This window comes from Laceyella tengchongensis (assembly GCF_900182735.1).
GTDB lineage: Bacteria > Bacillota > Bacilli > Thermoactinomycetales > Thermoactinomycetaceae > Laceyella > Laceyella tengchongensis.
Map to the genome: position 1 here is coordinate 1 of NZ_FXTU01000001.1, position 13,171 is coordinate 13,171.

Consider the following 13,171-nt stretch of genomic DNA (forward strand, 5'->3'; position numbering starts at 1 on the left):
TCAGCATGCCGCGGTGAATACGTTCCCGGGCCTTGTACACACCGCCCGTCACACCACGAGAGTTTGCAACACCCGAAGTCGGTGAGGTAACCTTTATGGAACCAGCCGCCGAAGGTGGGGCAGATGATTGGGGTGAAGTCGTAACAAGGTATCCCTACCGGAAGGTGGGGATGGATCACCTCCTTTCTAAGGAGCTCTTTCTAGAGCATTATCGATCATTTTCTTGGGTCACGTGACACTCACTCTTTAGTTTTCAGGGAATACGATTAAGCTCCAGCTTTAGGCTGGAGCTTTTTTATGTTGATTATGAGCATTCACCATTGTGATGGAAAGTGGATAAAAAATGCCAACCTGTAGTTTATGCTTTCCACAGGCTGGTGAGATGTTCGTATAAGGGTAGGGCGGATGGTAGCGTGTCGGGGATCGCCCAGTTCAGGGAAGACTCTCCGGGGGTATAGGGAATGATGGTGCCGTAGCCTGAGGCTTGAGCCAAGGCGACACAATCTTCCATCCCCGCAGTTGGGAGGATGCCCATGGTGACTCCTGCGGGCGAAGGGGAGAATTCACATAGTACATAATCGAATGATTTCAGATATTGGCTGGCTAATTGGATGAATAAATCTGTCTCTGATCCCGGTTGCCTGTGGCGAGTTGCATGACTCCCATCAAACCGCCCCCCTCTAATGACCCAAGCCATTCGTTTTTGTGCTTGGGGTTGATGCAGACGAAAAGTAAGCTTGCGTTGTTTCAGCCCATACAACAATGCAAACCATGGCAGATTGCTTAATGGCTTGTGCAATGTAAGTCGTTTGCCCCACAAGGCCTGCATCGGGTGATGGTATAAGTAGGAAATGGGGGAGGTGACGCTCCATTCCACTTCCGTGACCAATGTGGGATCTTCAGGCAACAGTTGTTGGCAGAGAGTGAGTAACGATTCAGATTGGTATTTCATCAACAGACCCCCTACCATAAAATATCGAACAAGTGTTCTTATGTTTCCATTATAAGGGGAGGAAGATGAAAGGGCAACTCCTTTTTGTGAACAATCGATTAAAGCCATTGGAGGCCTCTTCTATTGCTAGTTTGACCAAAGGGGTTATCTTACGCAATGTTCTGATAATAGTGAGCAACCGGTCACTCAGGCCGGAGGGGGCCTGTGGTGACCGGGGGGCAATTGGTGCATCAGGCCATAAGAGGACAGAGATCGGCGGAGAATAGCATGCTCCCTGCACTTTGCGCAAATAATCAGGAGAGTAGCTTGCCTATTTCGCTGATGATTTGTGGCAGTGGAACGGTCTCATCATATCTGCCGTGAATGCGGCCTTGTTGATCGATTAAAACGGTAGTAGGGACAGAGGTAACCCCATAAGCATCGGTTACTTTGGTTCCCTCATCCCGTAGCACAGGAAATGTGAAAGATGATTGCTTCATAAATGCAACGATGCGATCAGGACTCGCTTCTCTGCCAGTGACATCAATGGTCAAAAATGTAACTTTCGGGTGTTGCATGGTGCGATACAATACTTCTTTCCTAGGTAGAGCGTCAAGACATGCCGAACACCATGTCACCCAAAATTCGAGCCAGATCAATTGGCCAGCGTAATGCTCCAAGCGATGGGTTCTCCCTTCTAGATCAAGCAGGGCGAACGAAGGAGCCTGTGGCTTGTCCATAGAAACTCCCCCTCACATCCGAATCAAGATCAACCCAGCAAACAACAAGAGTAAGCAAAGGCGTTGCATCCATGATAAGCGCTCGCGGTATATCAAGATCGACAGCAGTGCGACAACCAAACTGTTGGTGGCGAAAATGGGAGCGATGATACTTGCCGGCCCTTTTGACAAAGCGATGGAATAGATTTGCAATCCAGCGAACGAGAACACGCCTGCGCCAAGACCCCACCACCAGCCGATTGCCCGGGTTCGTGGTGGCTCGGGGCGGTCGCGCAGGATGCTGATGCCAAACCAAGCGATTCCCACCACATAGCTGACGAATAAGATGGTGGCGCCTGGCAGGTGAAGCTCTTCCGTGATTTTGAGACCGCCATTGCGCAAGAAAAAGAGGAGCGTTGCTGTTAACACCAATCCATACCATGAGATATTGCGGATGCGTAAGTTTTCGTTGGGGTCAATCGGCAACAGGGAAATCGCGGCCACCAGCAGAATCACGCCGATCATCTCAGTCCAAGAGATGGTTTCCTGATACAACAAGATCGACATGATGACAGTGAGCAAGATGTTGCTGTTCGTCAAAGGAGCGGTCAAACTAGCGGGTCCCACTTCTAGCGCCTTCATGAACAACAGATTGCCTGCGGCGGAACCGATGCCGATCACTAATCCGAATAACACCACGGGCCAAGTGAACAACGTCGCCCCCGTGTGCAACATCCACCACAAAAAACCCATAGCCCCGCTGACATATAAGCCAAGCAGCAGATAATTGTTGGATCCTTTATGGTGGGAACTGATTTTCATCATGAAACCCGCCAAGCCGAAGGTGAGCGAGCTGAACAGTGCAAGTATGAACCACATGGAGCGATATTCCTTTCTGTGTCGGTTCGTGTCAATGATAATGCCGTTGCTTGCGACAACGATTCCATGATAACGTGACTCATTTATCACGTCTACCAGTAGGAGACTCCTTCTTATTCTTATATTTGGGGGCGGCAAATATTTGCCCACCGGGCGGGAGTTGACAACCCCTAGGGTGGACAGGCATGCTTAAAGATAAAAAAGAGTGGGGGAAAGAACGTGCAAACCATAGATGAGTTGTTGCAAGAAGCATACGATTTGGTCGGTCAGCGGCTACCGAAAGAAACGTTTAGGGATGCGGAACATCCGAACAACCGCCTGTTAATCGGGGTCACCTGTCTGCGGGTCGGGGCGGTGAATGTAGCTTACCGCTTGTTTGAATCGATTGCGCAGGAAGGGCCGAAGGAGAATGCCAACCATCACTTCGCTTATGTGCGGAGTTTGGTGGAGATGGCTGAAATCGATGCTGAAAACGAACGCTACTCGCAGGCGGCTGAACATATGGCCACGGCGTTGGCCGAGTATCCCGAATCGATGGGATATATGATGAGCAGAGTTCATCTGGAAGTGTATTTGACTTATTACCAATATCAAGCGGGCAGAAAAGACGAAGCGCTGTCGAGTATCGCTGCGCTCTGCGCGCGTGAGGAGCAAGCATTTCGGGAGATGGAGCCCAGTGATGCGAAGGCATTGGTGGGCCCCGGCTTGTGTTATGCATTGCATCAGTGGGCCTTGTTCTATGCGATGGAGGGCGAGTGGGACCGCGCATATGAAAAAGCGAACAGCATGATTCCGTACGCTACTTCCGTCGACGAAGCCGGCGTGGAGCAAGCAGAGCGGTTGTATCGGGAAGGAAATGGAGAGGCGGCTATGAACCGCTTGATTGAAGCGGTACGATATCGCGATGGAGAATGAGAAAGGGGGAGCAACATGGCGGCGGGGATCATTGCAGAGACCACGGTGGGTTTGAAAGATTGGACGGTAGCTGTTGAAGCGTTGGGTTCCGGTAAGCAAATACTGGTCATGCGCAAAGGGGGCATTGCCGAGGAGACACGCCATTTTACCGTCCAAAGTGATCGGTTTTATTTGTTTCCGGCATATGAACATCAGAAAGAAGAGCTGTTGAAGCCCCAATATCAGGGAGGAATCGCAGAAACCCGCAAGGAGTGGACGGATGGGCAACAAATGGTGACCATCAAATATTTCGCCGTATTGCATGAGGATATCGAAGTGCGCGAAGAAGAAGTGTTACTGCGCTTGTCCCCCTATCATATCTGGAATGACCGGTTTGCGACGGAGCGGTTGAAGTGGAAGAAGAAACACCCGCTGCACGTGTTGCTGTTGCGAGTGTACAAACTGGAACAGCCCTTTGCCATTCCAGTTCGCGATGCGTATTTTGGATGCAAATCGTGGCATCAATTGCCGGAAGAGCTGCGCGGATTGAAAGGAGTTCCCGTTTTGTCGGATGAGGCGTTTGAAAGCGAAGTGAAAGTGATTAAAGCCGCATTGGCTTAAGCTTTTCTTTTGTTGGCAACTACATGAAAACGGACTCCAGATTGGCGGAGTCCGTTTTTTAGGCGTTTTGTAAGGAGTTTACTTGATTTTCAAATTCAAGCAACAGTTCTTCCAAAGTCATTTGGTTTTCCAAATACAACTGAACCAGCTCGAGGAAAAGGGTGTTTTTGTCCTCTGGCAGATTCAAGGTTTCCAAAAGCTCGTTGAATGGGTCAAAATCACGAGCTAAGATATGTATGCTGTTTGATTGAAATAAGGTTTCCAACTGACTTGTCTTATGATAAATATCTTTGACCATTTTAAGTATAATGCCGATGAGGTGTTTTTTTTGTTGATCCATTCTAACTCCCTTTCTTCTTTCTTTATAATGGTACTAAAAGGTATTATAACAGATTAAATTGAATTTCTGCACTTGATTTCGGTTAACTTGCCAATTAGGAGGGGTTCAATCCATGAAAGCAGTCGTGATCAAAGAAAAGGGCGGGGCGGAGCAATTAGAGATTAAAGAAATTGCCAAACCCACATGCAAAGAAGATGAATTACTCGTTCGTGTGAAAGCGACCGCCGTGAACCGCGCCGATATCGCCCAACGGGAAGGCGCATATCCGCCGCCTCCTGGGGCGAGTTCCATCTTGGGGTTGGAGTTGGCCGGGATTGTGGAGGAAGTGGGGGAGGCATGCCAGGACAGATGGTCGGTAGGAGACCGAGTGTTTGGACTGCTGTCGGGCGGGGGGTATGCGGAATATGCCGTGTTGCCCGGTGTGTTGGCGCTCCCAATTCCGGAGTCGTTATCTTTTGAAGAAGCGGCCGCCATTCCCGAAGTGTTTTTGACCGCATATCAGTGCTTATTTTGGATCGGGCGTCTGCAAAAAGGGGAAAAGGTGTTGATTCACGCTGGCGCCAGCGGGGTGGGTACAGCAGCGATCCAGTTGGCGCGGGCGGTTGGGGCCGAGGCGTTGGTCACCGTCGGTTCGGAGGAAAAGCGGGATTTCTGCCTGCGCTTGGGAGCCAAACACGCTTTCAATTACCGCGAAGGGGATTTTTCCGACAAAGTGCTAGAAGCTACCGATGGACAGGGCGTTGACGTGGTATTGGATTTTGTGGGTGCCCCTTATTGGCAACAAAACCTGAGTGTGCTGAAGATGGATGGCCGTTTGGTCTTCATCAGTGCGTTGGGTGGTACCAAGCTGGACCAAGCTTCGATTGGCGCTATATTGGGCAAGCGCTTGACAATTACCGGCACGACTCTGCGCTCCCGTTCATTGGCGTACAAAGAAGCACTAAACCGTGATTTCGCTTCGTTCGCGCTCCCCCGGTTGGTCAGCGGAGAATTAAAGCCAGTCATTGATACTATCTATCCGTTGTCAGAAGTGCAAGAAGCCCACCGCTATATGGAACTGAATAAGAACAAAGGCAAGATTGTGTTGCGAATAGAAGATTGATTTGGTTCCTTCGCTTGCTCCGTGCAAACAGGTGCCCCTGATCCTTGTGGTCTCCTGTTTGCATTTTTTTTCCGGAAAGAGAGAAACTAGGGTAGACACCCTACGGTTTCATCAGGGTCATCTTGGATCAGGAGGTGGCAAGCATGGTGGAGCGAGGAATTGAACAAGCGCTACATGAATACAAGGAAGGACTTGGCCGGTTGGCGAAGCATCTTCCTGAAGTGGCGCACGCTTATAATCAGTTTACTGGGGCTTGCTTCAGTGAAGGTGCCTTGTCCCTGAAGGAGAAGCATCTCATCGCGTTGGCGCTGGGCGTGTTCTCCAATGACGAATACTGCATCGTTTATCACACCAAAGGTGCGGTGGACAATGGGGCGAGCGAACAAGAAGTGTTGGAAGCGGCTGGAGTGAGTGCCGCGTTTGGGGGCGGCATGGCGATGTCCCAAGCGGTAACGGTTCTGCTTGAGGCGCTTGATGAATTGAAAGGAAAATGAGTGGATTGATCCGGTTTCGGTATGGAACCGGATTGATCATTTTTATTCATATAAAAATATGTTAACAAGAAAAGTTTTGTTGCGCTTTTACAATTAACAGGGGAGGTTTATAAAATTTAAAAAAACAACAACAATTCGAGAAAGTCGGTTGATGTTATGGTAGGATTATTAACTTTTTTAAAATAGAGAAATGCTTGTTGACAAGGGGGAAAGTCCAGAGTACGATGGGAAAGGAATTGCGCATACACAAAAATGGCTCCAAATCGGTTTAAGTTTAGCCATATTGGGGAATAAGGGCTTCCGGGAGAATGAATTAGCAAGGAGAAGCCCGGGGCGTTCCGTGTTGAGCTACTCTATGGTAGTTTGCGTTTGATTACCGAGAGTAAGGGAGTTTGAGCACATGCTAAAACGAGATCAAGCCGGCTATTTGTTTGAACGCAAGATTACCCCTTTCATCATTCCGAAAGAGCAAGTGGTAGTCGTTGATCCGGATTGGTCACTGGAAAGGGCGCTTCTAGTATTGACACGCAAGGGGACGAATTCGGTTCCTGTGATCAATAAGGTGGGTCAAGTAGAGGGTCTGATCAGCAAAACAGAAATACTTGATTTCATGTTTAAAATCAGCCAAGGAAATGAAATTGACTTCAGCCAACTTAGCAAGTATAAAGTGCAGGAAGCGATGAACAAAAACCATTCTGGCATTCTGGCCAACTCGATTTTTTCATTCGCCTTTGAGGTGTTGATCAATCGATCATATATTCCCATCATTGATATAAAAGGGATGTTTGTGGGGATTTTGACCAGAAAGGTCATGATGGAACAAGTGATTGAATATTTCAAAGAAGAATATATGAATACAGTGGCAGATCAAATTTAACGTTTAAAAGACCCGGAGTTAAGATGGGGGAAAGGAAAACCGCTCCAATTTGATTGGGCGGTTTTCTCTGATCTGCGGCATGTTTTTCTACATAAAGAAAATAAAAAGAATAAACATAAAAAATAATAAGTACCATGCGTTTGTTCAGTTTTTCACTTCCACAAACAGGTCATTCAACAGTTGATGCTGATGGCACTGCTGGAAAAACTGGCTCAATTCTTGCCAAAGAGCAGCTTCTTGTTGCCGTTCAGTGATTTGCGCAGTCAATTTGACGTATTGTAGCCACCCAAAGAAGGAGAAGGGGATGAATGGAAAAGAAAAGTCCTCTTTATAACAAGACATCAAGATGGGTTCCAACTCGCGGTAAGCACTTTTCAGAATGGTGATTTCAAGCGTTTCCGGTAGTTTCGCTGCGGCGTGTACCAAGGGGCGCTGTTTTTTCCAAATGTGGAGCATGCGTTTTTTTAGGAAGCTGTTGCGGTATCTGTCTTGATCCTTCGAATCGAGCGGGACGCGAAAAGAAGGTTTATTTTCACGCGCCTTGTTTTCATAAAAAAAGGATCGTTCAGACTTCTTGTAGGGGTCGGCACTCAACGCTGCTGAAGAGGTTTTTTTGCTTAAAAAATCAACCGGTGAAGCAATAGATTTCAAAATGGAAAGATGGCCTCTCGACAATAGCATATTGTTTTTTTCCATAACTATTCCTCCTACAAGTGCACTTCTGCATCAGACGAACAAGTGGTAAAAAATAAAAAAACGAATGAAGACAGAATAAAATGATAAAAAAGATGAAAGGCGTTCAAATCGCGCCTTCTATAGAATATTCTGCCTTAAAAATGTGTTTTAAGCAAGTGAATATCAGCTGAATTTCGCCTGATATTTGAACAATTCTTAGATATTTTTTCAGTAAGGTTTGTCTATTTTCGTAATATAATGTAAAATGTATGCGGCCTAAAATGTGGTTTGTGAACGTCTCATCATAGTATTTCCGTATGCAACGGGAAAATTCCTGTTTTCCCTAAAATTAGGAGAGCGAGGGAATCGGTTATAGTGAAAATATTGGAATTTATAGGGAAGCTGTTGTTGCTGATTGGTTTGGCAACTGTTTTTTCTATGCCGTTTATGCTGAACACCGGCAATGCGAACCTCAGCCTCGCCTGGCAGGATGTCGCTCTCATCCTAGCGGTTTTCTCCATGTATGGGCTATTTGAGAGGCGCCGGGGTTGGAAGCTCGGCTTGGGGCAACGATGTGGATGGGTGCGATTTGCCGAAGGGGCCGGGCTCGGTATTGCGCTGATCAGCATGGTAGTGCTGATGATCTTTGTGTTCGGGGGAGCCCAGATCATGGAAGCGCGATTTACGCCTACGGTATTGCAGAGTGCATGGCAAACGTTAATTTTGTTCCTGTTGGTGGGATTGTCGGAAGAATTGATGTCCCGCGGGTATGTACAAGGCTTGCTTCGTCATCGGTTTAACAAGTGGGTGGCATGGAGTGTTTCGGCGCTTGTCTTCGCTCTGCTTCACGGGTTCAACCCTGGGGTTTGGAGCCACGGATTTCCTATCCTAAACCTCATTTTGGTGGGAGTGCTACTCAGCGTCTATCGGGATGTGTCGGGCGGATTGTGGGCGCCCATCGGCTTTCACTTCACGTGGAATTTTTTCCAAGGTCCTGTATACGGATTTAAGGTGTCTGGGTTGGAAATGCAGTCGTTTTTGCAAACCAGGTCGCAAGGCGGGACATTTTTGTCGGGTGGTGCATTTGGCCCGGAAGGGAGTGTCGCATGTACGGTCGTTTTGCTAGCGGCTACATCATGGTTCATCTGGAGAGAACGAAATACACAAACCGCGGTGCTATCATAAAGCTGCGGTTTTCTTTTTTTTGACAAATGTGTTAGTGTCGATACGTAAGGACTGCGAAAAAAGCCTCACCGCGATTCCATAGCTATACCCACGTTCATGGCTTTTCCTTTTTGTTGGAGGTGGGTTTGGCGGTGTGGGGGGCTGGTATTTCGAAGGGGTTTGTTTGCGGGAGAGGGACGTACCAACCTTCCCCGATATGGCGATACGACGACTTGTTTTTCTTGTGCAACGGGCAGAAATCGCATCGGCCGCCCGGCCGTTTTTCATAGCATGCGAGGCAACGGATTGGTTTCATGAAAAAACTCCTTTCTTGATGGATGAACGGATGCGGACGATTGCGAAAATAACAAATTCCTCGGCTGGAGAGTGAACCGCGAGAGGGGAAGATATCCTAATATCAAGGATTTCCACGGAACGTGCGAAACTTCGCTTGCTATAGGGATATGTGTGAAGTAAAATAAAATGAGAATCACATGATAATCACTCTAATTTAGTAAGCGGGTGGTAGAAGGTGGTTCTGGTATAACACACCCATGGTTTTTATTCCACTTTATTTTACCATCCATGGGTTCGCAAATCATATCTCCAGAAAATAATCCCGCACCAATCAGCAGGAGATATATAACGAATGAACGATGGAGGAATGAAGATGTCGAAAGCACCAAAACTGACGATAAAGAACTTGCACGCTTCCGTTGATGGGAAAGAGATTTTGAAAGGGGTGAACCTCGAGGTCAAAGGTGGCGAAGTGCATGCCATCATGGGTCCGAACGGAACCGGTAAAAGTACGCTGGCATCTGCGTTGATGGGCCATCCGCGTTATGAAGTGACTCAAGGGGAAGTGACCTTGGACGGAGAAAACCTGCTGGAGATGGAAGTGGATGAGCGCGCCCGTGCAGGCCTGTTTTTGGCGATGCAGTACCCGGCAGAAGTGAGCGGGGTGACCAACTCCGATTTTTTGCGTAGCTCGATCAACGCTAAACGCGGCGAAGGCAATGAGATTTCCCTGATGAAATTCATCCGCGAGCTGGATAAGAAGATGGAACTACTCGAAATGGATGAGAAGTTCGCGACCCGGTACCTGAACGAAGGTTTTTCCGGTGGGGAAAAGAAAAGAAATGAAATTCTGCAAATGATGATGCTGCAACCCCGCATCGCCATTATGGACGAAATCGACTCCGGTTTGGATATCGACGCGCTCAAAGTGGTAGCCAAAGGGGTAAACTCGATGTTGAGCGATGAGTTGGGCGTGTTGATGATCACCCACTATCAACGTTTGCTGAACTACATCAAGCCAGATTATGTGCATGTATTCATGCAAGGGCGCATCGTGAAATCGGGTGGACCGGAATTGGCGGAGCGTTTGGAAGCAGAAGGCTACGATTGGGTTAAAGAAGAACTGGGCATTGAAGACGAGACCGTCGGTCAAAAGGCGTAAGGGGTGGTGCATAAGATGAGTGTAGAAACCTGCGTGCTTTTTGATGAAAGCGTTGTGAAGGGAATTGCCGCCAAAACGCAAGAACCGGCTTGGATGCTCAATGCCCGTCTAGAAGCATTTAAAGATGTCCCTAATTTGCCTTTACCCAAACTGGAGCGCACCAATATCGACCGTTGGAATTTCACCGACTTTACGCCATTCACTGAAGAAGCGGCGATTGGTTCGCTTACTGAGTTGCCCGAAGATGTGCAGGAGTTCATCTTTGACAAAGAGCAAGCCCATGTCATGGTTCAGAAAAACGGAAGTGTCATTTTCCGCCGCTTAGGCGATGACTTGGCTGAACAAGGCGTGTTGTTCACTGATTTGGCTAGTGCGGCGCGGGAAAACGAAGCGCTAGTGAAGAAGTTTTTCATGACTGACGGCATCAAGCGGGATGAACATCGCCTGTCGGCGCTTCACGCGGCTTTAAACAGCGGTGGCGTGTTCCTCTATGTGCCGCGCAATGTGGAAGTGAAGGTGCCGATCCAAGGATTGTTCTGGCTCGCTGGTGAGAAAGCGGCGATGATGCCTCATATCATCATTGTGGCGGAAGCCAACAGCCGCATCGACTTTGTAGCCAATTTCATCGCTCGTCCCGGTGACGAAGCGGCGTTTAACAATAGTGCAATCGAAGTGTTTGTCAGCGACGGGGCACGTGTGCGCGTGGCGACAGTGAGTAGCCTTGGCAAAGAGACCGTCGATGTCATTTACCGTCGTTCCCTTGTTAGCCGTGACGGCCAACTGGAGTGGATTGTAGCCGACTTGAGTGAAGGTCGCGTGATTTCTGATAACACCACGCACTTAAAGGGCGAAGGCGGTATGGTAAATGTGAAAACCGTCGTGTTAGGCACGGATGAGATGAGAGCCAACGTTACTTCGTCCATTCATCATTGGGGTCGTCACACGGCCAGCGACATCAATGCGCGTTCGGTGATGAAAGATTCGGCTACCAGCATTTTGAACAGTATCACCAAGATTGAAAAAGGTGCGAGTAAGTCTGACGGCCAACAGTCGGGCAAGGTGCTGATGTTGAGCCCAGATGCACGGGGGGACGCTAACCCGATTCTCTTGATCGATGAGAATGATGTGACTGCAGGGCACGCTGCGAGTGTGGGGCGGATCGATCCGACCCAACTTTATTATTTGATGTCCCGCGGAATCAGCCGCCGCGAAGCTGAAAAGTTGATCATCCGCGGGTTTCTGGATGCGGTGGTTTCCCAGATTCCTTCTGAAAGCCTGCAAGCCAGCATCCATCGCCTGATTGAAAGGAAGCTCCAATCATGAACGGCCTGAAACGGGATTTCCCGATTTTGCAGCAAGAGGTGAATGGGCACCCGCTCGTTTACTTGGACAGTGCCGCTACCTCGCAAAAGCCCTTGCAAGTGATTCAAGCGTTGGAAGAGTATTATCGCGGATACAATTCCAATGTGCATCGGGGTGTTCACACCCTTGGGTCCAAAGCGACTGACGCGTATGAAGGGGCGCGCGAAAAAGTGCGCCGCTTTGTGAACGCTCGCTCCATTAAGGAAATCGTCTTCACGCGTGGCACCACCACGGCGCTCAACATGGTAGCCGCAAGCTACGCCAAACCACGCCTGCAAGCTGGGGATGAAATCATCTTGACCCCGGCTGAGCACCACAGCAACCTGATTCCCTGGCAACAAGTGGCCAAGGCGACTGGCGCGACGTTGAAGTATTTTCCGCTTGCAGCGGATGGTACACTGGAGATGGGGAAAGTGAAAGAGATGATCACGCCCCAAACCAAGATCGTCGCGATGCAACATGTGTCCAATGTGCTGGGAACGGTACATCCGATCAAAGAAATTGCCCAGCTCGTTCATGCCCAAGGCGGCGTCATCGTGATCGATGGTGCGCAAAGCGCTCCCCATTTGAAAGTGGATGTGCGGGAGTTGGATGTGGACTTCTTCGCTTTCTCTGGTCATAAGATGTGTGGTCCGACTGGAATCGGGGTGCTGTACGGCAAGGAAGAGTTGCTGGAGCAGATGGAACCGATCGAATTTGGTGGCGAGATGATCGATTATGTGGATCTGTATGATGCCACGTGGAAAGAGTTGCCTTGGAAGTTTGAAGGGGGAACCCCGATCATCGCTGGCGCCATCGGTTTGGGCGCAGCCATCGACTATTTGGAAGCGATTGGACTTGATAAGATCGAAGAGCACGACCGGAAGTTGGCCAGCTATGCAGTAGAACGCTTAAGCCAGATTGAAGGGTTGACCATCTTTGGTCCGCGTGAAGGACGGTTGGGCGTGGTCACCTTCAATTTGGGCGACGTTCATCCCCATGATGTAGCGACGGTGCTCGATGCGGAGGGCATCGCTGTGCGGGCTGGGCATCATTGTTGTCAGCCGCTCATGCGTCAATTGCAAGTGACGGCCACCGCCCGGGCGAGTTTTTATCTATACAACGATGAAGCCGATATTGACCTGTTGGTGAAAGGTTTACAAAAAACAAAGGAGTACTTCGGACATGTCATTAGATGATCTGTATCGCCGGGTGATAATGGATCATTACCAACGCCCGCGCAACCGGGGACGGATCGAAGATGGGGCGGTTACTGTTGATCTGAACAACCCCACTTGCGGTGACAGCATCTCGTTGCAAATGCGCGTGGAAGACGGTGTGATCCAAGATGCGAAGTTTTTGGGAGAAGGATGCTCCATTAGCCTGGCTTCCGCTTCGATGATGACGGAAGCGGTGATCGGATTGTCACCGGAGAAAGGTTTGGAGCTGGTTGACCTTTTTTCACGCCTCATGCAAGGGGAAGAAGTCGACATGGAACAGTTTCCGCTTGAGGATATTGAGGCATTGACAGGAGTGGCCAAATTCCCCGCGCGGATCAAATGTGCGACTTTGGCCTGGAAGGCATTGGAGAAAGGTTTGAAAGAAAAGCATTGACCTGATGGAAGGAACGGGATCGCCCTTTTGCGCAGGACGACTGGATCAGCGCCAAAGGGCC

The 13,171-nt window shown here is 49.1% G+C and carries 16 protein-coding genes and 1 rRNA gene; 11 read left to right on the forward strand and 6 right to left on the reverse strand.

Annotation, left to right across the window (positions count from 1 at the left end):
- Positions 1-186 (forward strand): 16S ribosomal RNA (locus QQZ12_RS00005); the annotation flags it as partial.
- A gap of 172 nt (positions 187-358) precedes the next feature.
- On the opposite strand, the gene QQZ12_RS00010 is transcribed toward QQZ12_RS00005, so the two are convergent.
- The 3 genes from QQZ12_RS00010 to QQZ12_RS00020 all read right to left on the reverse strand — a co-directional run bounded on the left by QQZ12_RS00010 (position 359) and on the right by QQZ12_RS00020 (position 2,529).
- On the reverse strand, positions 359-952 hold the full coding sequence (locus tag QQZ12_RS00010; RefSeq protein WP_284723782.1) for a DUF6630 family protein: 594 nt from the start codon (positions 950-952) through the stop codon (positions 359-361).
- Between the two features lie 293 nt (positions 953-1,245).
- Entirely contained in the window at positions 1,246-1,671 is a 426-nt protein-coding gene (locus QQZ12_RS00015) for a TlpA family protein disulfide reductase (RefSeq protein ID WP_284723783.1), read from the reverse strand.
- Between the two features lie 12 nt (positions 1,672-1,683).
- Positions 1,684-2,529 (reverse strand): EamA family transporter, encoded by an 846-nt coding sequence (locus QQZ12_RS00020; RefSeq protein ID WP_284723784.1) that lies wholly within the window; start codon positions 2,527-2,529, stop codon positions 1,684-1,686.
- Positions 2,530-2,748: 219 nt separating this feature from the next.
- Between QQZ12_RS00020 and QQZ12_RS00025 the strand changes: the two genes are divergently transcribed.
- Both QQZ12_RS00025 and QQZ12_RS00030 read left to right on the forward strand, forming a co-directional pair.
- Positions 2,749-3,444, forward strand: a complete 696-nt coding sequence (locus QQZ12_RS00025; RefSeq protein WP_284723785.1) for a tetratricopeptide repeat protein — start codon at positions 2,749-2,751, stop codon at positions 3,442-3,444.
- Between the two features lie 15 nt (positions 3,445-3,459).
- Positions 3,460-4,044 (forward strand): DUF1802 family protein, encoded by a 585-nt coding sequence (locus tag QQZ12_RS00030; RefSeq protein ID WP_102991464.1) that lies wholly within the window; start codon positions 3,460-3,462, stop codon positions 4,042-4,044.
- 58 nt (positions 4,045-4,102) lie between these two features.
- Here the strand turns inward: QQZ12_RS00030 and QQZ12_RS00035 are convergent, their stop codons facing one another.
- Positions 4,103-4,384: a hypothetical protein gene (locus QQZ12_RS00035; protein WP_022738529.1), complete on the reverse strand. Its 282-nt coding sequence runs from the start codon at positions 4,382-4,384 to the stop codon at positions 4,103-4,105.
- A gap of 112 nt (positions 4,385-4,496) precedes the next feature.
- Here QQZ12_RS00035 and QQZ12_RS00040 point away from each other — a divergent pair, with 112 nt between their 5' ends.
- From QQZ12_RS00040 to QQZ12_RS00050, 3 genes are all read left to right on the forward strand, one after another.
- On the forward strand, positions 4,497-5,486 hold the full coding sequence (locus QQZ12_RS00040) for an NAD(P)H-quinone oxidoreductase (protein WP_284723786.1): 990 nt from the start codon (positions 4,497-4,499) through the stop codon (positions 5,484-5,486).
- Between the two features lie 143 nt (positions 5,487-5,629).
- Positions 5,630-5,980: a carboxymuconolactone decarboxylase family protein gene (locus tag QQZ12_RS00045; RefSeq protein WP_102991466.1), complete on the forward strand. Its 351-nt coding sequence runs from the start codon at positions 5,630-5,632 to the stop codon at positions 5,978-5,980.
- Positions 5,981-6,380: 400 nt separating this feature from the next.
- A complete protein-coding gene (locus QQZ12_RS00050; protein ID WP_022738535.1) occupies positions 6,381-6,857 on the forward strand; it encodes a CBS domain-containing protein in 477 nt (158 codons plus the stop codon).
- Positions 6,858-7,001: 144 nt separating this feature from the next.
- Here the strand turns inward: QQZ12_RS00050 and QQZ12_RS00055 are convergent, their stop codons facing one another.
- Entirely contained in the window at positions 7,002-7,553 is a 552-nt protein-coding gene (locus QQZ12_RS00055; protein ID WP_102991467.1) for a hypothetical protein, read from the reverse strand.
- 354 nt (positions 7,554-7,907) lie between these two features.
- On the opposite strand from QQZ12_RS00055, the gene QQZ12_RS00060 reads away from it, so the two are divergent.
- On the forward strand, positions 7,908-8,717 hold the full coding sequence (locus tag QQZ12_RS00060; protein ID WP_102991468.1) for a CPBP family intramembrane glutamic endopeptidase: 810 nt from the start codon (positions 7,908-7,910) through the stop codon (positions 8,715-8,717).
- Positions 8,718-8,811: 94 nt separating this feature from the next.
- Here the strand turns inward: QQZ12_RS00060 and QQZ12_RS00065 are convergent, their stop codons facing one another.
- Positions 8,812-9,012: a hypothetical protein gene (locus QQZ12_RS00065; protein ID WP_146130652.1), complete on the reverse strand. Its 201-nt coding sequence runs from the start codon at positions 9,010-9,012 to the stop codon at positions 8,812-8,814.
- 354 nt (positions 9,013-9,366) lie between these two features.
- Here QQZ12_RS00065 and sufC point away from each other — a divergent pair, with 354 nt between their 5' ends.
- The 4 genes from sufC to sufU are packed head-to-tail and all read left to right on the forward strand — an operon-like array spanning position 9,367 to position 13,110.
- A complete protein-coding gene (sufC, locus tag QQZ12_RS00070; RefSeq protein WP_029072113.1) occupies positions 9,367-10,155 on the forward strand; it encodes a Fe-S cluster assembly ATPase SufC in 789 nt (262 codons plus the stop codon).
- 15 nt (positions 10,156-10,170) lie between these two features.
- Positions 10,171-11,478: a Fe-S cluster assembly protein SufD gene (sufD, locus tag QQZ12_RS00075; RefSeq protein ID WP_102991470.1), complete on the forward strand. Its 1,308-nt coding sequence runs from the start codon at positions 10,171-10,173 to the stop codon at positions 11,476-11,478.
- On the forward strand, positions 11,475-12,695 hold the full coding sequence (locus tag QQZ12_RS00080; RefSeq protein WP_102991471.1) for a cysteine desulfurase: 1,221 nt from the start codon (positions 11,475-11,477) through the stop codon (positions 12,693-12,695). The genes sufD and QQZ12_RS00080 overlap by 4 nt, the downstream gene beginning before the upstream one ends.
- Positions 12,682-13,110: a Fe-S cluster assembly sulfur transfer protein SufU gene (gene sufU, locus QQZ12_RS00085; RefSeq protein ID WP_022738544.1), complete on the forward strand. Its 429-nt coding sequence runs from the start codon at positions 12,682-12,684 to the stop codon at positions 13,108-13,110. The genes QQZ12_RS00080 and sufU overlap by 14 nt, the downstream gene beginning before the upstream one ends.
- Positions 13,111-13,171 lie beyond the last annotated feature (61 nt).